Here is an 18,417-nt window from a genome sequence, read left to right on the forward strand (position 1 = left end):
TGTGTTTGTTTGAACCGATGCAGGGTTGCCTCGGCATGCTTCAGGATCGGACCGTCGATCATTTTGCCGTCGAGCCGGAACACGCCATTTTCGGCCTTGGTCGCCGCTTCTAGGATCCTTTGTGCGGCTAGAACCTCAGTTTCGGAGGGCGCGTATGCAGCGCGCACTACATCTACTTGGTTCGGATGGATGCACGCTTTGAAACCGAAGCCCGAGGCGGCGGCATCGCCGGCTTCGACGGCCAGCCCATCAAGGTCGAAGATATCCAAGTAGACCGAGTCGATTGCGGGCTTGCCAGCCGCCGCCGCTGCTATGAGCACAGAGGATCGTGCCTGGACCGCGACGTCCCGGTAGCTCCCGTTAGGGTGACGGCTTGATGTCCCACCGATAGATGCCAGCAAGTCTTCGGCGCCCCACATCATGGCCACTACGTTGGGCTCGGCAGCAATGGCGTTTGCATTTGCCACGCCCGCGGCGGTCTCGCACAGAGCAACCACTCGGTAGCCATCCAGGACGCGGATCTGTGCGGTGTCCTCGGTTTTGGCCAGCATTATGGTGCGGTAGGGCGTGAGTGCCAGCCACTGCAGGTCCTTTTCAAAGTCTTCGGTGCCTACGCCACTTATCCGAACAATGGTCCTGTCGGGCTCCAGACCGTGGAATTGTCCATGATCGCTAAGCCGGGAGAGGATTTCCCGCCTGGCACCTACCCGATCTTCTGATGCCACGGCGTCTTCGAGGTCGAGAATGACCGCGTCTGAGCGGGCGGCGGCCTTGATGAACCGGTCAGGTCTGTCGGCTGGGCAAAACAGGAGTGCAGGGCCGGTAGATAATTCGATATTCATGAAAGCCGCCTGGAAGCTTTGTGAGCGTCTTCAGTCCACATGAGGGCGCTTCGTGTTGCTACGGCGACAGCAACCATGTGTTGATTTCTGCCGGTGTGTTTCATGACGGCGATCCCCTGCCCGGGCCTGGTGGCGGACAGCCGCTTTTCGAGGACAACGGTCTCGGTGTACAGCGTGTCCCCATGAAAGAGCGGATGAGGGAAGGAAACGTCGGTCAGCCCTAGTTGGGCAATGATTGTTCCCTGCGTTAATTGGGTTACAGACTGTCCCACCATCGTGGCCAGGGTAAACATGGAGTTGATCAGTCTTTGACCAAGGGGCTGCTGGGCGCTCCATGCGGCGTCCAAGTGAAGAGGCTGGGTATTCATTGTCATGGTGGTGAAGAGCACGTTGTCTGTTTCGGTGACGGTTCGGCCTGGGCGGTGGGCATAGGTGACGCCCAGGTCGAGTTCATCAAAGTACAGCCCACGTTGTTCGACGAGTGGGGGAGCGTGCCCGGGTGAGGGCACAGGGATCTGCGTCATGGTTCTATCGCTCCGCTACAGACCGAGTTCACGGGCGATGAGCATCAGCTGGACTTCAGTGGTACCTTCGCCTACCTCCAGGATTTTGGAGTCTCGGTAGTGTCGAGCTACGGCGAATTCGTTGATGAAGCCGTAGCCGCCGAACACCTGGGTAGCATCTCGCGCGTTGTCCATGGCTGCCTCGCCTGCAACCAGCTTGGCGATAGCAGCTTCGGTCTTAAAGGGTTTGCCGGCTAGCATCCTGGCGGCGGCATCGTAGTACGCAAGGCGCGCTGTGTGGGCTCTGGCCTGCATACGCGCGATCTTGAACTGGATGGCTTGGTACTTGCCGATGTTCTGTCCGAATGCGCTGCGTTCCTTGGCGTACTTCACGGACAGGTCCACGCATCCTTGGGCTGCACCGGTGGCCAGTGCAGCGATCGCGATTCGGCCCTCATCCAGGATGGCGAGGAAGTTTGCGTAGCCGCGTCCTTCCTCTCCAAGCAAATTCGACTCAGGTACCCGGACGTCCTTCAGTGTTAGAGGGTGCGTATCCGAAGCGTTCCAGCCAACCTTGTTGTACGCCTTTTCGGCGGTGAACCCTGGTGTGTTGGTGGGGACCAGGATGGTGGAGATTTCTTTCTTCGTGGTGCCGTCCTCGCGCTCCCGCTGGCCGGTGACAGCGGTGACCGTGACGAGCCGGGTGATGTCCGTGCCGGAGTTGGTGATGAACTCTTTGTTACCGTTGATCACCCATTGGCCTCCATCACGGTGGGCGTGGGTTCGGGTGCCGCCGGCATCCGAACCGGCCTCCGGCTCTGTGAGCCCGAATCCTGCCAGTGCTCGTCCGGACGTCAGCTTAGGCAGCCATTCGTTCTTCTGGTCCTCAGTTCCAAAACGGAAAATGGGCATGGCGCCGAGCGAGACGCCGGCCTCCAGGGTGATGGCTACCGACTGGTCCACTCGCGCGAGTTCTTCCAGAGCAAGGGCGAGTGCGAAGTAGTCGCCGCCCATGCCCCCATATTCTTCAGGAAAGGGGAGCCCGAAGAGGCCCATATCCGCCATTTGGGAAACTACGTCGTACGGAAAGCTGTGTTCCTCGTCGTGTTTGCTTGATACGGGAGCGACGACTTCATCGGCGAAGTCAGCCACCGTCTTCCGGAGTTCTTGGTACTCCTCGCTGAGTTCAAAATCGACCATTTTTGATTCCCTTCTTAATATCTTCTGTCTGCGTTTTGTTTACAGCGCGTGAGTTGAGCTGTTGCGTCCGGCTGCGTCTAAGGAAGAAGTGCCATCCGGTGTGAAGTTCTAAGAGTCAACGGCTTGTGGACCGCGGACCGTCGCCAAAATCTGGTTCGCCCTGACCAGTGCACCGGTGTGCGCGTTTATTTGGACGGTTCCGTCTTGCGGGGCCAGTAGTTGATGTTCCATCTTCATGGCTTCCACGGAGAGGAGGACTTGGCCGGCAACGACTTCTTCGCCGGTACTGACTGCTACAGATACGACAGTTCCCGGCATGGGGGACCGGACTTCGGGGTCTACCGTGCCCTCCGCTCGTTGGATGCTTCCTAGCATCCGGTCGAGGCGGGCCTGACGCGTCAGAATATCCATGCGGCAGGCCCAGCCGTGTTCGCCCAGATACAACGCGGTCGGGTAGTTGATTACTTGTTGTTGGTACGAGCTGTTGGTGATGGTAGCGATGGAGTACTTACGGACTTCGCCGTTGTAGCTCAGCAAAATGGCATCGTCGCCCAGCTGGGAGAGAGTAGCGGTATGCGGCGGACCGTTGTCCACGCTTACATCGAACTCGCTGCCGATGCAGCCCCCCTGGGTGACTGACACAGTCCTCACCTCACCACTGGAAGCACTTAGACTAATGCGCCGTGGCGCGTGCTCTCCCAAGCGCCAGCCTGTGGGCTGGGTCCAAACGTCGGCTTCCAACGCCGGTCGGCCCGCGTCCATCGCGACCAGGTACAGGGCTGTCGCCACAAATTCTCTGTCGGCAGCTGCCCTGAAGGAGAACCCCGACATCTTGCGTTCGATAAGTTCCGTATCGAGCTTTCCTGCCCGGACCTCGGCGTCGTTGATCAGCAGGCGCAGATACTCCACATTGGTCTCGACGCCGAGCAGCCTGTAGCCCGAGAGTGCGTCATCGAGGGTATCGAGCGCCGACTCACGGTCCTCGCCCCAGGCGATTACTTTGGAGATCATCGGGTCGTAATGGGGTGATATTTCAAGGCCGGGCAGCAGGGCTGAATCGATCCGAACTTCACCTTTCGCCTCTGCCCCGGCTGCCGTCCAGGTTGCCGGTTCGTGTAAGAGCTGAACCGTGCCGGTTGACGGTAAGAAGTTCTGCTCAGGGTTTTCCGCGTAGATCCGGGCCTCGACGGCGTGACCCTTGAGTTCGACATCGGATTGCGACAAAGTAAGTTCTTCACCGGCGGCGATCCTTACCTGCCATTCGACGAGGTCCACTCCGGTGACCATTTCCGTGACGGGGTGTTCCACCTGCAGCCGGGTGTTCATCTCCATGAAGAAGAACTCGTCCGGAGCATCATTAGAGACGATAAATTCGACAGTACCTGCACCGCTGTAGTCGACGCTGCGCGCCGCTTGGCAGGCCGCTTCCCCGATCCGAGCGCGGACGGCTTCCCCATCGTGAAGTCCTCCAAGCAGCGGCGAGGGGGCTTCTTCGATGACTTTCTGATGGCGGCGCTGCAGCGAACATTCGCGTTCGCCTAGATGGATCACGTTGCCGTGATTGTCGGCCAGGATTTGGACCTCGATGTGCCTGGGAGTGCGGACCAGACGCTCAAGGAAGAGAGTGTCATCACCGAAAGCACTGGCTGCGACGCGGCGGGCAGTAGCCAGGGTAGCCGGCAGGTCCGCTGGATCTTCGACAACGTGCATGCCTTTGCCGCCACCACCCGCGGAGGGCTTGATCAGCAGCGGAAATCCGACAGCAGCTGCTTCATCGATGAGTTGTCCGTCTGTCATACCGGGCTGCGCGATGCCTGGGACGACTGGAACGCCGTAACCGGCAACATGATTCTTGGAACGGATTTTGTCGCCCATGACGTTTAGCGATTCGACTCCGGGACCAATGAAGGCGATGCCGGCCGCCTGAAGTTCACGGGCGAAGTCGACGTTTTCGCTGAGGAACCCATACCCAGGGTGCACAGCGTCGGCGCCGGATTCCCGGCAGGCTCGGATTACGGCGCCAATGTTCAGGTAGCTCTCAGTGACAGAGGCGGGGCCAATCCGCACCGCTCGATCTGCCTCCTGCACATGCCGGGCATGGGAGTCAGCATCGCTATACACAGCTACTGACTGGATGCCCAAGGACCGCAGGGTCCGGATGATGCGGCAGGCTATCTCACCACGGTTGGCAATGAGCACAGTTTCGAAGAGGGGTCTAGTTGAGCCGATGCCGGTGGGATTGTGAGCGGAAGAGGTGAGTGAGGGAAGAGTCATTGTGGGCTCACATTCTGAAGAGACCGAAGGAGGTCTCGGGCAGTTGTTGGCGGGAGACGACGTCCAGGGCCATGCCCAGGACACGCCGCGTATCAGCGGGGTCGATGATGCCGTCGTCCCAGAGGCGCGCGGTGGAGTAGTAGGGGCTTCCCTGGTCTTCGTATTGCTGTTTGATGGGAGCTTTGAAGGCTTCCTCGTCCTCGGCGGACCATTCCTGGCCGACCGCCTCGTATTGATCCCTCTTGACCGTGGCGAGGACGCTGGAGGCCTGATTTCCGCCCATCACGGAGATCCGGGCTGCCGGCCACATCCACATAAACCGCGGCGAATACGCCCGCCCGCACATGGAGTAATTGCCGGCGCCGAAGGAACCACCGATCACCACTGTCAGTTTCGGGACCCTCGCTGTTGCCACGGCGGTGACCATTTTGGCGCCGTTCTTGGCGATGCCACCTTGCTCGACGTCTTTGCCCACCATGAAGCCTGAAAGGTTTTGCAGGAAGATCAGGGGAATACCGCGCTGATCGCAGAGCTCGATGAAGTGGGCTCCCTTCAAAGACGATTCGCTGAAGAGGACGCCGTTGTTCGCGATTATGCCCACGGGGTGGCCGTGCAGGTGCGCGAATCCGGTCACCAGGGTGGTGCCGTAGTTCTTCTTGAACTCATGAAATTCGGATCCGTCCACCAGCCTCGCGATGACTTCGCGGACGTCGTACTGGGCGTTGACGTCTGTGGGAACCACACCGTATATCTCCGAAGGATCGACGACGGGCGGCAGGACGACGTCCGACATGTCCCATGCTGGCTGCGCCGGCTTCGGCAACGTCGCCACGATGTCCCGAACGATCTCCAGAGCGTGCTGGTCGTTCTCGGCCAGGTGGTCGGTGACCCCGGAAATCCTTGAATGGACGTCGCCGCCGCCCAGTTCCTCTGCTGTGACGATCTCGCCAATCGCTGCCTTTACCAAGGGCGGGCCACCCAGGAAGATGGTGCCCTGGTTCCGGACTATGACGGTCTCATCGCTCATGGCGGGTACATAGGCACCGCCGGCCGTGCACGACCCCATGACGGAGGCGATCTGCGGGATCTTGGCCGCGGACATTTTGGCTTGGTTATAGAAGATCCGGCCGAAGTGCTCCTTGTCCGGGAAGACCTCGTCCTGCTTGGGCAGGAAGGCTCCGCCGGAATCCACGAGGTAGATGCACGGGAGCTTGTTCTCCAAGGCGATTTCCTGTGCCCGGAGGTGCTTCTTCACAGTCATGGGATAGTAAGTGCCGCCCTTGACCGTGGCGTCATTGGAGATCACCAGAACATGGCGACCATGGACCAGGCCAATGCCTGCAATAACCCCCGCACCGGGAGAATCGTCGTTGTACATGCCATTCGCAGCCAGCGGCGCGATCTCAAGGAAGGGGCTGCCCTCATCGAGTAAGTAGTCGATCCGTTCCCGCGGCAGCAGTTTCCCGCGGGCGATGTGCCGTTCCCGGGACTTGGCTGGGCCGCCGAGGGCCGCCGAGGCCAACTTGGACCGGAGCGTGGCTACGAGATCCCGTTGTGCAGCATTATTTGCGGCATATGTTGCATCGACGAAATCCGCTGAGCTTTGCAAGGCATGCATGCACATCTTCCATTCCACATAGGTTTCTTGCCCCAGACGGGGGCTTTCCTTCACGCCTTTTCGAAAGCCACTGGAGAGCTTTCCGGAGAGATGCTGTGAGGGGCGACTGATACTCAACCACTTCGGTATCACCGCTTTATAAATTGGTACTACCACTCTACGAGTTGTGGACCCGGTGTCAAGAGCCCTGAAGCGGCTACCCATAGAATCGGAGAGTCCGCCAAGAGGTGAATGAGGTAAGGGCCGATGACAATACATGATGGGGAAGTCCACTCCCTCGCCAGCGTCTTCGCGAACGACCCAGTCTCTGCAGCTCTCGCGCGGCTCATTAGGGAACTGCGTCCTGGCGATCGACTTCCTAGTGAACGCGACCTTGCCCTTGAACTGGGAGTGAGCAGGACGGCGTTACGCGACCGTTTGGGAGTGCTCGAGGGTTTGGGAATCCTGCGGCGCCGTACCGGGTCGGGAACATTTGTTGAGACTCTAAACCCAGATGCTCTGGCACTGGCTCTGAACTTGGCCATTGCTTCGTCGCACCTTCCGGTATCTGCTCTTGAATCCGTCCGGATCGCGCTAGAGCGGCAAGCGGGCCGTGAAGCGGCTACATCATCGGATCCCGTCCTTGTTGCTTATATGCAGCGCGCCATTAACACGATGGCATCCACAGATGTCCGAGCAGACGTCATGGATGCCGACCTCGCATTCCACCAGTCCCTTCTTAGGGCGGCAGGAAATCCCGCACTGTCCTTCTTTGCTGAAGCACTCTCTGATGTCTTCGCCCAAGACCTCGCCTACCGCAGCGCGCGTCTAAACAACACGAGACTCACTGACTCCGTCCAAACCTTGTTGGTCGAGCACCATCAGAGGATCCATGACGCAATCGTTGCCGGCGATCCTTCTGCGGCGATGCAGGCAATCGATGACCATTTCGACGCCCTTCGCATCAGTTGAAGCATTCCTGGCCAGCTTCTAACGGGTGACCGACCCTGTCATAGCGGCCACCGGGCGCAGGAACAGAGGTCGCGCCAATCCCCACGCGGCGACCATAGCGGCCAGGGAAGCGGAGAAAATCCAGAAACCAACCCAGCTTTCACCGTCCTGTGCGGCGTACATATGGTTTAGGTTTCGCAGCGCACCCGTGGCCAAAACCAGAGTCACGTGAACAGCAATGAACAAAACCAGATAGAACATCACCCAAAGATGCACCCTGCGGCAGATCTCCATGGGAAGAATGCGACTCAAGATGGCGGGGGCCTTTGTCCAGGCCGGGGACATTCGTAGGCCTGTCGCTATGGACAGAGGTGCAGCAACGAAAACTGTTGTGAAGTACGCCAACAGTTGCAGCGAGTTGTAGTTGTTCCAGCCGTTCTCCACAGGCCAATTTAGCGAAACGTACTGCAGGGCAGCAGACGCCGCATTCGGCACAACGTCCCACCCCGTGGGTACAAGCCGCATCCAGTGCCCCGTCACGAAGATGAGAACGAAAAACACGGCACCGTTGAGTACCCAGAGCGCATCAAGGGAGAGATGAAACCAAAGGTCCAGGCTGATCTTTGTGAGCCCCTTCTGGGACTTCTTCGACCAAATCAGTCTCTTGGGTGTCCAGTACGCAGGCGGTTTGCTTCGAGTTCGAACAAGCCACCCTGATCGGATGATCAGTACGATCAGCAAAGAGTTGAGGAAGTGCTGCCATCCCACCCACGCCGGAATACCTGGTTGCGTTCCTTCGGGCTGGTGCGACTCACCGGGATACGCCGCGATGAAATCTTGTATCGGGCTCATCTCGCGGAGCCACCGTCCCAACAGCACGAATACAAGCAGGATGCCGAGAGCCAGCGCAACCTTGCCTGTTATGGGAACCCAGCGTCGCCTGGCTGTGGGTGGGGCTTTGGATTTAGTGGACATGACAGATTCTCCGTGCTTCCGTGAACCGCGACAGTTAGCGGATTCCCGAGGATTCAATGAGTCGACAGAGTTCCAAGGTGTAGTCTCCTGCGGTGGCTCCATCAATTACACGATGGTCGAACGTTACGGTGACGTTCGAGAGTGTCCGAACAACCACTGCACCGTCACGGACCACAGGGCGTTGGACAGCCCGGTGGACCCCAATAATTGCAGTCTGAGGATGACTGATGAGCGGAGTCGCCAAGACCCCGCCTCGTTTCCCGGGGCTGGTGAGGGTAACTGTTGCCCCAGTCATGTCAGCCGGAGTGAGCTTGCCGTCGCGTGCGAGTGCCGCCAGCCGTCGAATCTCTTCCTGGATATCGTCGACTTTTCGGTTTCCTACGTTGCGAATCACCGGGACCATGAGACCGCGTGGGGTATCAACGGCTATGGCCACGTTGCACTCGTCGAAGCAGACAATTTCCGAGTCCACGACATGGGCGTTGAAGTAGGGGTACGTGGCAGAAAGTTGTCCGATTGACGAGCAGGTAATGGCGACGATCCTGCTGAGATCAACCTCAGTGACGTCACATTCCTCGACAACGTGGACACCCGGGATTTGTGTGTGTGACAGCACCATGCGGTCCGAAATGATTTTGCGGATCCCCGAAATTTTAATGCGACGTTCCCCGGGAGCCGTCGTCGTACTCATATCGGTCACGCTGCGCCTCCCTCTGCGGAAACGGCAGTGGACCTGGCGATCGCGTTCCTTCCGTATGCCTTACTGACAGCGGCTGCGATGTTTTCGATGCTAGGAACGAAAGCAGCTTCCAACTGTGCCGCGAAGGGAACGGGGGTGTGGGGTGGCTCCACAAAGTCGACAGTGAAACTTGGGAGACCGTCCACCGCACGGATCAGTTGTGCGCAAATTTCGGACGCAGGACCCGCGACGGGCCAGGACTCTTCGGCTATGACCAGGCGGCCAGTTCGTTGCACCGACTTCAGAATGGTGGAAATATCCAAAGGGGCCATCGACCGGGTATCAATAAGCTCAACGTCGATGCCTTCGGCGGCTAAAGCCTTGGCAGCTCGAAGTGCGCGGGAGACCATCAAGCCCGAGGCTACGACAGTGACGTCATTCCCGGGCCGCCGTATGCTTGCTGTTCCTATTTCGATGCTCAGCTGTGTGTCCACCTCTGCCCGTGCACCGTGGAGCAGACTCATGTGTTCGAGGAAGACGACCGGATTGTCATCTTGAATAGCTGCCCGCATCAGAGAGTAGGCATCCTGTGGACTGGTCGGGATGACGATCTTCAAGCCGGGAAAGCCCATCAGCATGCCAATGCACGACTCGGCATGGCCGCGGTGCGGCCCAATCCCAAATTTCGCCCTCACAACAAGGGGAACGGTAACCCCGGACCGGGTGCGGTAAGCCACCGATGCGCCTTCAAGAGCCAGCGGCGTCATGGTGAGGGCGAGGAATTCAGCAAACATGAGGTCGATAATGGGGCGGCTGCCAGCCATTGCTGCCCCCACAGCACTGCCAACCATGGACGCCTCAGAGATGGGCGCATCAATGAGTCGGCCGGCGGGACCGAACCGTTCCCACAACCCCTTTGTTGACTGCATTGGACCCTCGAAGATCCCAATGTCTTGCCCCAGAAGGTACACAGAATCGTCTGTGTCCATTGCATCGCCGATCGCCGCAACGATGGCTTCACTGATGGTCATCCTGGTCACGATGCGATTCTCCAGTCCTCGGCAAAGGCCGACGGGTTCAGTACCAAGTTCTCTGTCGGCGGAGCATCTTTGGCCGCCGCAACAATGTCATTCATTTCCGCCATCAGGGACAGCGTCTCCGAGGCAGCTTCGTCGGCCCCTAATTCGCCAGCAACAATCAGCTTCTGCTCGAATCGTGTGATGGGATCCAGCTTCTCCCAAGCGGCCACTTCGTCTCTTGTTCGATATGTCTCCGGATCATTCATGTAGTGCCCTCCCATCCGGTAGGTGAGCGCGTGGATCAAAGTAGGACCTCCGCCCTCGCGTGCCCGCGCGACCGCTGTGGCGCGGGCACTGATCACTGCCTCGAGATCGTTGCCGTCAACGTCAACGACCTCAAGTCCCAAAGCCTTCGCCCGGTCGGATACTGTCCCCCCGGCAATCGCAGTGGTCGCCGGAAGAGAGGTGGCGTACTGGTTGTTTTGGCAAATGAGAACCAGCGGCAGCTGCAGCATGGATGCAAGATTCATTGACTCAGCCACAATGCCCGCGTTCGCGGTGCCGTCGCCGAATGCACAGACGGCGACGTTATTCAGATGTCGCTGCTGCAGATGGAGCGCGGCTCCGGTTGCGTAAGCGACGGTGGTTCCAAGCGAACCCGAGAACATCCCGATAAAGCGCTCACTGGGAGTGGGACAGATGTCCCCGCGCCAGTTTCCCCCCGAATTGCTGCCATCCGTGCCGAAGACCCCCGCAGCCAGCTCGGCCGGATCACTGCCACGCATGAGGCTAACGGCGCAAGCACCGCGGAAGTGAGGTGCGACGATATCGTCTGCTTCAAGGTGGGCGAAACCTCCGATAAAGACCGCTTCTTCGCCGCGGGCCTCATGCCAATGGTTGTTGTGCCGGCACATGGCTTGATCGAAAGCACGACCCCGGACCATCGCCCGCCACAGGTTCATTCGGCCCTCTGGTGTTCCGTGGTCAAAGCTCATGATGCCTGCACATCAATCAAGCCGATGACCTGGCCAAGGCGGACAGTGTCCTCGGGCTCACAATCCTGGCTCGCAAGCACGCCGGCCACGGTTGACTCGATTTCGAGGTTGACCTTGTCGGTCATCACCTCGGCGATTGCTTCACCGACAGCGACGGAGTCCCCGACCTCCTTCAGCCAAGCAGCGAATACAGCCTCTTCAACTCCGTCGCCTAGGTCATTAATAGACACCTGAGCACTCATGTGACACATCCTTTCCGTTCGAAGTCGCCGCGTGTAGAGTGGTACCACCGCCTGACGAATTGGTATCACCACTCTACGAGACGTGAGCTTTCTGTCAAGGGCCTCGTCTCGACGCCATCGCGGGCCATACACGAAGGAGTGTTCATTGAAGATCATCGTGCTCATCAAGCAAGTTCCGGATACCTCCGACGAACGATCGCTCGATATGGCCACCGGCCGCATTGAACGAAGTCCGGACAGTTGCGTCGTCGACGAGATAAGCGAGCGTGCGCTCGAAATGGCTCTGCGATTCAAGGACGCTGACAAAAAAACTGAAGTTGTAGCGATGTCGGTCGGACCGCGGCAGGCTAACGCGGCACTACGCAAGTGCCTGTCCACAGGAGCGGATTCAGCCATTCATGTCTGCGACGACGGACTTATCGGAGCTGACTCAGTGTGGACTTCCCAGGTCATCTCAACTGCTCTGCGCGACTCCACATTTGACCTCGTAATCGCCGGAAGCCAGTCCACAGACGGCTGGACCGGAGCGGTGCCGGCCATGATTGCCGAGTACCTGGGCCTGCCTTTGCTCGGCTTCGTCGACGATGTGGAAGTCTCGGCACATCTTGTCAGCGGTCAACGCCACGGAGAAGGAACAGTCATGAAACTGCATACGACGCTGCCGGCCCTCGTGACAGTCACAGAACGCTCACCTGAAGTACGCTTTCCAAACTTTAAGGGCATCCTGTCGGGCAAGCGGAAATCCATCACGAACCTTTCCCTCGCTGACTTGGGCCTGGTCGCATCGGACCGTAACGGGAGCGGCCAATCCGTTGTCGTGTCCACCAATGCCAAGCCGGCCAGGACTGCCGGTAAAAAGATCGTCGATGATGGCGCGGCCGCCAACGATTTGGCCGAATTTCTTATCTCCAGCAAACTCATTTGAAAGAGGAAGCGACGATGCCCAACGTACTAGTGTCAGTTGACACTTCTCCCGAAGGAAAACTCAGCAGGAGCACCCGGGAGGTCCTCGCTGCGGCTTCGCAGCTAGGCTCGCCGGTGGCCGTTCTGGTCGCTTCAAGACCCATAGAGGACAGTGTCGTCGCGGAGCTGGGCAACCTCGGAGCCGAACACGTATTCGCGGCTTACTGCGAGGACGCCGAATCTCTCCTTTTGGCACCTCAGTTGGAGGCGCTGCACCTGGCAGTGGAACACTTTGAGCCTTTAGCCGTTCTTTTGGCCGCTACTCCGGGAGGGCGGGAACTCGCCGGCCGTCTCACAGTCCGCACGAAGGGCGGACTGATCGCCGATGCGGTCGACCTGCAGCTCACTGACGGAACCATAATTGCCACGCACTCTGTTTTCGGAGGATCCTACGCGGTTGAGTCCATGGTTGCCGATGGCCTACCGGTAATCACGCTCCGAGAAGGAGCAATCGAAACTCAGGCAAGGCCGGCTACTCCTGCCATGACTACGGCAACGGTACTCTGCGAAAAGAGTAAATCAGTGGTCATCGATGGCTCCTCTGCAATGACCGTTTCCAGTCGCCCGGAACTGCGTGCTGCGACAAAAGTCGTCTCAGGTGGCCGAGGTCTGGCCTCCAAAGAGAATTTCTTGCTCGTCGAGCAGCTTGCCGATGCACTCGGAGCTGCCGTTGGCGCTTCCCGGGCAGCTGTTGACGCTGGTTTTGTCGGCCGTGACTCACAAGTGGGCCAAACCGGAGTCAGTGTCACACCAGACCTGTACGTGGCGCTGGGAATTTCCGGAGCGATCCAACATCGGGCAGGTATGCAAACGGCGAAGACGATCGTAGCCATCAACTCGGATCCGGATGCGCCCATCTTCGATATTGCTGATTTCGGTGTTGTTGGAGATGTCTTTTCCGTGGTTCCTAAGCTGATCGAGACCATCAATTCCCGCCGCTGAAAAGACAACGCTATCCGGCAGGCTTCACCTCTCGAAGTCTGCCGGATGGACAACAATCCTGGATGCACCGGCCAGCTTTCCGGTCACGGCTGTCGAGATGCTAGTGGGCCGGCTCCAAGCGAATGAAATGATGGTTTACCGCCGCCATCGCTCGCTCTGGGTCCCGGGCGAGAATAGCTTCGTGGATTTCACGATGTGCATCCACAAAAAACTCAGTGGAGCTCTGGGAACCTTCTCCGGCAAGGGCCTGGCTGGAGCGCGTCTTGACATCTTGGGTAAGAACGCCAGCTATGGCGTCCGCGAAGAAGGTCAAGGCGGGATTGGAGGCGGACCGGAGCAGCGCCTGGTGGAATTGCCTATCAGCCTCATCCCTCGTTGCCTGATCTTGCGCTGACGCCATAAGGTCCAAAGCGCGATGCATATAGGCGACAAGCACCGGGTCAGCACTCGTCGCAGCCTCCATCGCCGCCTGTCGCTCCAGCGCAATGCGTACCGACTCCAGCGCCTTGAGCGGGAGTTGGGCGGAACTGATGCCCAAATTCAGGGCCATCGATACGGAGGCCGGATTAAACTCCTGCACATAAGTACCCGATCCGGGCCGACGTTCCAGTATGCCCAAGCCCTCAAGGACACCCAGCCGGTCACGCAACGCGGTTCTACCGACGGCCAGCTGCTTGGTGAGTTCGCGTTCCGTCGGCAATTTATCGCCAGGCTTGAGGCTCTTAACAATGTCCGAGAGCGCAGCAACGAGCGGGTCTTCCTGAGCAAGTGCGTCAAAAGGATCTTTCGCCGGCTCCAAGGCCGGTTCTACCAGTTGTGACATGAACCCTTCAGCTCTCCAGTCGGCCCGCACTCCGCGGGCAGCTCCAGTTGTTGGATGATCGGTCGAATCTACCCCAATCATAGCAACCACGGTCTACCAATTTAAAAAATTGGTGATACCGACCACAAATTGGTAACACCAGGGTTAGACTGGTCTTCATCGGCCCTTAGTGGGCTAGGACACAATCAGGAGGTTTTCGAGTGGACCCCGCAACGATGACTCACGAGGACACCAGAGTCTTCCACCGTGATGTCACCAACGTTCCCGTCCGGGTAGAGCGCGCTGAAGGCGTGCATATCTGGGACGAGGCTGGAAATCGCCTCCTAGACGCATCTTCGGGCCTCAACGTCGTTGTCAACATTGGCTACGGCGTACAAGAGGTCCTTGACGCCATGCAGAAGCAGGCCGCCCTGGTAACCTTCTGCGGCGGATTTACCAGCGCACCACAGGAGGAGTTGGCCAGAGTTCTTGCCAACATGGCCCCCGGGGACCTCAACCACGTTCGCTTCACATCGGGGGGAGCTGAGGCGACAGAGACTGCCATCAAGCTGGCCCGTCATTACTTTGTCGAAATCGGCCAGCCCTCCAAGTGGAAAATCATCAGCCGATGGAAGAGCTTTCACGGCAACACTTTGGGGGCCCTTGCTGCCTCCGGTTACACGGCGCGACGGCTGGAGTACACCCCGTATCTGAGCAACTTCCCGCACATTTCGCCAGCTTGTGACCTGGCAGCAGCCGAGGAACTCGAGGCTGCGATTCTCAACGAAGGACCCGATGAGATAGCAGCTTTCATAGCTGAACCTGTGGTGGGCTCAGCCGACCTTGCCCGGATACCTCCCGAAGGCTACTTCAAGCGTGTCAGGGAGATCTGCGACAAGTACGACGTTCTCTTCATAGCCGACGAGGTTTTGTGCGGCATTGGCCGCACCGGCAAGAACTTCGCGATTGATCACTGGAATGTGACACCGGACATGATCATCTTCGGCAAGGGCGTCTCCAGCGGTTACACCCCCTTGGGCGGGGTCATCACAACTGACGGAATTTACGATGCAGTCTCAGAAGGATCGGGACTTTTCGACCATGGCTACACCTACAGCGGCAACCCCCTTTCGTGCGCGGTTGGCCTAGCTGTGCTGAACTACCTCAACGAGCACCAGCTGGTCGAACGTTCCGCACAGACAGGTCAATACCTCCTGAATTCGCTTCGGTTGGCCTTGGCAGAAAGCCCGATCGTCGGAGAAATCTCCGGACTGGGGATGCTCACAGGTATTGAGCTGGTTTCCGACAAATCAACACGCACTCCTTTTGCCGCAGCGAAGCGGATCGGAGCAAGGATAGGCAAAGCAACCCGCGACCGGGGAGTGCTCATCAACCCGGGTTTCGGGGCACCCAGTCTTCCCACGGACCCCGAACGGATTGGCGTCTGCCCGTCATTTATTTTCACCAGGGAACACGTCGACGAAGCCGTAGCCGCCCTCTCCGCTGCAATCATGCAGATCGCCCAAGAAGAAGGTCTCGCTTAGTTCCCTGCCTTCCTTTTCCCCAACACCCCAGTAAGGACTCACTATGCGCATTATCAAGCCTTCGGCTCTCGCCGGCCTTTTCGGCGTGTCCGTTTTAGCACTCTCTAGCTGCTCAAGTCCGTCACCGGCAGAGAGCTCAAATCCGTATTCAGGCAAAACCGTCTGCATCGACCAGTATGCGACAGCCACAGCGATCACGGACATCATGGCTGGGCTGGAGACAGGCTTGGCTGACGCCAAGGCTAAAGGACTCAAAGTCGTCATCGAGAACCCCAACGCTGACCCGGCCACCGAGCAGAGCATTGCTCAGAAGTTCATCAGCAGCGGTTGCGATGTCATCGGGGGAGTAGGAACTGCAGCAGCGCAGCTACAGGCCAATGCTTCCAACGGAATCCCGGTCGTGTTCCTGGCTTCGTCCACCCCGGTGGAAGCCGGCCTCGTGGCATCAATGGATAAGCCGGGAAGGCACGTCACGGGCGTGGCCGACGTCCTTGACCCAGCTCCCGATATCGACGCCATGATCAAACTGGATCCGTCCATAAAGACCATCGGTCTTATCTGGAAGACGGGTGACCCTGCGGGAGACACACTGGCGAAAGCCGCGCAGAAACACATGGATTCGTTGGGTCTCAAGAACATCACATCCACCATTACGACCGGAGCCGACGTTACCCAGGCGGCTCAAAGTCTCGTAGGTCGCGTTGATGCAGTCATGATCCCGGGCGATACAACCACCATCAGTGCCGCCGCGGGAATCACTGCAGTTACAGACGCTGCCAAGATCCCGGTCTTCGGCGGGACAACGTCGGCCGTCGACGCGGGGGCAGTGCTGGCCTCCGGTTACAACTATGTCGACGTAGGCACCGAGGGCGCCAAGCTGATGCTGGGCATCTTGGACGGGAAGGACCCAGCAACCACCCCGGTTGTCATCCCCCACGTCGGAGGCTTCGACATCGCCACCGACAAACTCTCGACCTTCGGTCTTACTCTGCCTGACTCGCTTAAAGACCAGCTCTTGAAGAAGAAGTAGAACGGAAATTCTGTGCTTGAATCAATCACTATCGCAGTCCAGGTGGGGCTGCTATACATCCCGCTCGTCCTAGGTATCTACATCACCATGGGCGTCCTAAGCCTGCCCGACTTCACGATGCAAGGATCGTTTGGCATCGGCGGAGCGACGGGAGCCGTCCTGGCGATTAATGGAGCGAACCCACTCGTCGCAATCCTGGTCGCAATGATTGCCGGGGCTCTTACAGGCCTCGTGACCGCTGCGATGCACTTGTGGCTTCGACTTAACGTCCTGCTGGCAAGCATCCTGGTCTCGGCGGCCGCATATTCGGTGGCGCTCGTCATCATGGGCAGCGGAAATCTCTCTCTGATGGGCAAAAAGAGCGTCTTCTCCTGGTTCCAGAGTCTGGGGCTGACCCCCCAGATGTCGACGATACTCGCCGGCTCTGCCATCACGATCCTTCTGAGCGCTGCAATTCTGGTCTTCCTCCGCACACAGTATGGTGTCTCCTTGATCGCCTCAGGCCAGAGTATTCAAACGGCCCGAGGTTTGGGCATCAGAACTGAATCCAGGCAGGTCGTCGGTTTGGCGATCGGCAACGGGCTCGCCGGCGTCTCGGGTGCCTTGATCGTCCAAAATCAAGGCTTCATGGACGTCACCATACAAAATGGAATCATCGTCATCGGACTCGCAGGAATGATGGTTGGGCTCAGCCTTGTCCGCACCAACAAGACAACCCTTATCCTCATCGGACTCATCCTGGGGGTCTTCATCTACCGGCTCGTTGTGGTCTACGCGATCCAACTGGGCATCAATCCAAACCTTGTTCAGCTGATCACAGCAGCACTTGTTGTGCTCGTCGTGTGGTTGCGGAACAACGGCAACATGCTCACCGGACTTACATCCAAACGCGGACGAAACAATCTCCAAATGTCACGCGTCAAATTCTACGAGGAGGACCGTGTTGCTAGTTTCTTCTAACTCAGCCCCCGACCTGGAGATCGTCCATCTTGCCAAGCAATTCAAGGGACTTGGCAAAGAAGTCAACAAGGTCATCACAAATTTCTCTCTGACCATCGAGAAGGGAACCACAGTCGCCGTCGTGGGCTCCAACGGTGCAGGTAAATCCACCCTTCTGAACATGGTCTCGGGAACAGTTCTGCCAGACTCAGGACGGATCTCAGTCCGTGGAAAAGACATAACTTTCCTCCCTTCCTGGAAGCGGGTTCCCCTAGTTCGCCGTGTGCGTCAGAATCCGCAAGACAACATGATTTCATCGCTAACCGTCGAGGAAAACTTCGCCATGGCCCTCTCTGGCACCCGTCAGAGATACAGGCTGACTCCTGCCAGAAACAAGGCAGTTCGAGAGCTGGCCGTGAGGCAGATCGAGATGCTGGGCATGGGCCTTGAAAACCGGCTTCATGCGACCTCAGAGAGCCTCTCCGGAGGCCAAAGGCAAGCGATCGCCCTTGCCATCGCCGCCCTCGGCTCACCGGCTGTAATGCTCCTCGATGAACACACGGCGGCTCTCGACCCCAACAGTGCCCAACGAATCAAGGAAGTCACTGAGCGCATCGTAAAAGAGTCTGGAACAACAGCTCTCATGGTCACTCACGACATGGCGCACGCGCTCAAACACGCCGACCGGCTGCTGATGCTGCATGCCGGAACCATAGTCATGGATCTGAACAAGGACGAAATGCAGCGCCAGAGCGTCCAGCAAATCTCCGCCCAGTTCGCAGCCCACGCGGGGGAGTCCCTGCCTGACGAAACGATGCTGACCGCATCGTGAACGGATAACGTCTCCGTTTTCAGTTCACGACTAAACCGCGAACCAGGTGAACGCAGGTGGTGGGCGCAGGGCTCATGTAGAGGCTGCG

18 protein-coding genes are annotated in these 18,417 nt (G+C 58.5%); 7 read left to right on the top strand and 11 right to left on the bottom strand.

Annotated elements, in window-relative coordinates; all coding sequences use genetic code 11:
- The 5 genes from ACIQTW_RS20220 to ACIQTW_RS20240 form a co-directional block, all read right to left on the bottom strand.
- Positions 1-836 (bottom strand): HpcH/HpaI aldolase/citrate lyase family protein (locus ACIQTW_RS20220; RefSeq protein WP_402941058.1); only part of this gene is annotated, 836 nt, incomplete at its 3' end.
- Between the two features lie 2 nt (positions 837-838).
- On the bottom strand, positions 839-1,366 hold the full coding sequence (locus tag ACIQTW_RS20225; protein ID WP_402940818.1) for a MaoC family dehydratase: 528 nt from the start codon (positions 1,364-1,366) through the stop codon (positions 839-841).
- Between the two features lie 15 nt (positions 1,367-1,381).
- Positions 1,382-2,545, bottom strand: coding sequence for an acyl-CoA dehydrogenase family protein (locus ACIQTW_RS20230; RefSeq protein ID WP_402940821.1), 1,164 nt, complete (start codon positions 2,543-2,545; stop codon positions 1,382-1,384).
- A 108-nt stretch (positions 2,546-2,653) separates the two neighbouring features.
- Complete coding sequence (locus ACIQTW_RS20235) at positions 2,654-4,819, bottom strand: acetyl/propionyl/methylcrotonyl-CoA carboxylase subunit alpha (RefSeq protein WP_402940823.1); 2,166 nt, start codon at positions 4,817-4,819, stop codon at positions 2,654-2,656.
- Between the two features lie 7 nt (positions 4,820-4,826).
- On the bottom strand, positions 4,827-6,437 hold the full coding sequence (locus ACIQTW_RS20240) for a carboxyl transferase domain-containing protein (RefSeq protein ID WP_402940826.1): 1,611 nt from the start codon (positions 6,435-6,437) through the stop codon (positions 4,827-4,829).
- 246 nt (positions 6,438-6,683) lie between these two features.
- Here ACIQTW_RS20240 and ACIQTW_RS20245 point away from each other — a divergent pair, with 246 nt between their 5' ends.
- Entirely contained in the window at positions 6,684-7,388 is a 705-nt protein-coding gene (locus ACIQTW_RS20245; protein ID WP_402940829.1) for a FadR/GntR family transcriptional regulator, read from the top strand.
- A gap of 18 nt (positions 7,389-7,406) precedes the next feature.
- On the opposite strand, the gene ACIQTW_RS20250 is transcribed toward ACIQTW_RS20245, so the two are convergent.
- From ACIQTW_RS20250 to ACIQTW_RS20270, 5 genes are read right to left on the bottom strand one after another with little or no spacing between them, the layout of a single operon-like run.
- Positions 7,407-8,342: a cytochrome b/b6 domain-containing protein gene (locus tag ACIQTW_RS20250; protein ID WP_402940831.1), complete on the bottom strand. Its 936-nt coding sequence runs from the start codon at positions 8,340-8,342 to the stop codon at positions 7,407-7,409.
- A 34-nt stretch (positions 8,343-8,376) separates the two neighbouring features.
- Positions 8,377-9,033 carry a 2-oxo acid dehydrogenase subunit E2 gene (locus ACIQTW_RS20255; RefSeq protein WP_223937578.1) on the bottom strand — a complete coding sequence of 219 codons (657 nt, stop codon included), beginning with the start codon at positions 9,031-9,033 and terminating at the stop codon, positions 8,377-8,379.
- A gap of 5 nt (positions 9,034-9,038) precedes the next feature.
- The gene (locus tag ACIQTW_RS20260; protein WP_402941060.1) at positions 9,039-10,052 is read right to left on the bottom strand and encodes an alpha-ketoacid dehydrogenase subunit beta; all 1,014 of its coding nucleotides are present in this window, start codon (positions 10,050-10,052) and stop codon (positions 9,039-9,041) included.
- A 5-nt stretch (positions 10,053-10,057) separates the two neighbouring features.
- The gene (locus tag ACIQTW_RS20265; RefSeq protein ID WP_402940834.1) at positions 10,058-11,035 is read right to left on the bottom strand and encodes a thiamine pyrophosphate-dependent dehydrogenase E1 component subunit alpha; all 978 of its coding nucleotides are present in this window, start codon (positions 11,033-11,035) and stop codon (positions 10,058-10,060) included.
- The gene (locus ACIQTW_RS20270) at positions 11,032-11,277 is read right to left on the bottom strand and encodes a lipoyl domain-containing protein (protein WP_179018270.1); all 246 of its coding nucleotides are present in this window, start codon (positions 11,275-11,277) and stop codon (positions 11,032-11,034) included. The genes ACIQTW_RS20265 and ACIQTW_RS20270 overlap by 4 nt, the downstream gene beginning before the upstream one ends.
- Before the next feature lie 145 nt (positions 11,278-11,422).
- Between ACIQTW_RS20270 and ACIQTW_RS20275 the strand changes: the two genes are divergently transcribed.
- Both ACIQTW_RS20275 and ACIQTW_RS20280 read left to right on the top strand, forming a co-directional pair.
- A complete protein-coding gene (locus ACIQTW_RS20275) occupies positions 11,423-12,202 on the top strand; it encodes an electron transfer flavoprotein subunit beta/FixA family protein (protein WP_402940839.1) in 780 nt (259 codons plus the stop codon).
- Between the two features lie 14 nt (positions 12,203-12,216).
- On the top strand, positions 12,217-13,182 hold the full coding sequence (locus ACIQTW_RS20280) for an electron transfer flavoprotein subunit alpha/FixB family protein (RefSeq protein WP_402940842.1): 966 nt from the start codon (positions 12,217-12,219) through the stop codon (positions 13,180-13,182).
- A gap of 100 nt (positions 13,183-13,282) precedes the next feature.
- Here the strand turns inward: ACIQTW_RS20280 and ACIQTW_RS20285 are convergent, their stop codons facing one another.
- Positions 13,283-14,005 (bottom strand): FadR/GntR family transcriptional regulator, encoded by a 723-nt coding sequence (locus ACIQTW_RS20285; RefSeq protein ID WP_179018267.1) that lies wholly within the window; start codon positions 14,003-14,005, stop codon positions 13,283-13,285.
- Positions 14,006-14,205: 200 nt separating this feature from the next.
- On the opposite strand from ACIQTW_RS20285, the gene ACIQTW_RS20290 reads away from it, so the two are divergent.
- Genes ACIQTW_RS20290 through ACIQTW_RS20305 form a run of 4 tightly spaced genes read left to right on the top strand, consistent with a single transcriptional unit; the run spans position 14,206 to position 18,329 of the window.
- Complete coding sequence (locus ACIQTW_RS20290; RefSeq protein ID WP_402940846.1) at positions 14,206-15,528, top strand: aspartate aminotransferase family protein; 1,323 nt, start codon at positions 14,206-14,208, stop codon at positions 15,526-15,528.
- Between the two features lie 43 nt (positions 15,529-15,571).
- Positions 15,572-16,558, top strand: a complete 987-nt coding sequence (locus ACIQTW_RS20295) for an ABC transporter substrate-binding protein (protein WP_402940848.1) — start codon at positions 15,572-15,574, stop codon at positions 16,556-16,558.
- Between the two features lie 12 nt (positions 16,559-16,570).
- Positions 16,571-17,518, top strand: a complete 948-nt coding sequence (locus tag ACIQTW_RS20300; protein ID WP_402940851.1) for an ABC transporter permease — start codon at positions 16,571-16,573, stop codon at positions 17,516-17,518.
- Positions 17,502-18,329 carry an ABC transporter ATP-binding protein gene (locus ACIQTW_RS20305; protein ID WP_223932763.1) on the top strand — a complete coding sequence of 276 codons (828 nt, stop codon included), beginning with the start codon at positions 17,502-17,504 and terminating at the stop codon, positions 18,327-18,329. Before ACIQTW_RS20300 ends, ACIQTW_RS20305 begins: the two co-directional genes overlap by 17 nt.
- Positions 18,330-18,417 lie beyond the last annotated feature (88 nt).

This window comes from Paenarthrobacter sp. NPDC090517, assembly GCF_044769165.1.
Taxonomy (GTDB): Bacteria; Actinomycetota; Actinomycetes; order Actinomycetales; family Micrococcaceae; genus Arthrobacter.

Coding starts and splice junctions, on each gene's coding strand:
- ACIQTW_RS20225 (WP_402940818.1), bottom strand. CDS start 1,366: ATGACGCAGATCCCTGTGCCCTCACCCGGGCACGCTCCCCCACTCGTC.
- ACIQTW_RS20230 (WP_402940821.1), bottom strand. CDS start 2,545: ATGGTCGATTTTGAACTCAGCGAGGAGTACCAAGAACTCCGGAAGACG.
- ACIQTW_RS20235 (WP_402940823.1), bottom strand. CDS start 4,819: ATGACTCTTCCCTCACTCACCTCTTCCGCTCACAATCCCACCGGCATC.
- ACIQTW_RS20240 (WP_402940826.1), bottom strand. CDS start 6,437: ATGCATGCCTTGCAAAGCTCAGCGGATTTCGTCGATGCAACATATGCC.
- ACIQTW_RS20245 (WP_402940829.1), top strand. CDS start 6,684: ATGACAATACATGATGGGGAAGTCCACTCCCTCGCCAGCGTCTTCGCG.
- ACIQTW_RS20250 (WP_402940831.1), bottom strand. CDS start 8,342: ATGTCCACTAAATCCAAAGCCCCACCCACAGCCAGGCGACGCTGGGTT.
- ACIQTW_RS20255 (WP_223937578.1), bottom strand. CDS start 9,033: ATGAGTACGACGACGGCTCCCGGGGAACGTCGCATTAAAATTTCGGGG.
- ACIQTW_RS20260 (WP_402941060.1), bottom strand. CDS start 10,052: ATGACCATCAGTGAAGCCATCGTTGCGGCGATCGGCGATGCAATGGAC.
- ACIQTW_RS20265 (WP_402940834.1), bottom strand. CDS start 11,035: ATGAGCTTTGACCACGGAACACCAGAGGGCCGAATGAACCTGTGGCGG.
- ACIQTW_RS20270 (WP_179018270.1), bottom strand. CDS start 11,277: ATGAGTGCTCAGGTGTCTATTAATGACCTAGGCGACGGAGTTGAAGAG.
- ACIQTW_RS20280 (WP_402940842.1), top strand. CDS start 12,217: ATGCCCAACGTACTAGTGTCAGTTGACACTTCTCCCGAAGGAAAACTC.
- ACIQTW_RS20285 (WP_179018267.1), bottom strand. CDS start 14,005: ATGTCACAACTGGTAGAACCGGCCTTGGAGCCGGCGAAAGATCCTTTT.
- ACIQTW_RS20295 (WP_402940848.1), top strand. CDS start 15,572: ATGCGCATTATCAAGCCTTCGGCTCTCGCCGGCCTTTTCGGCGTGTCC.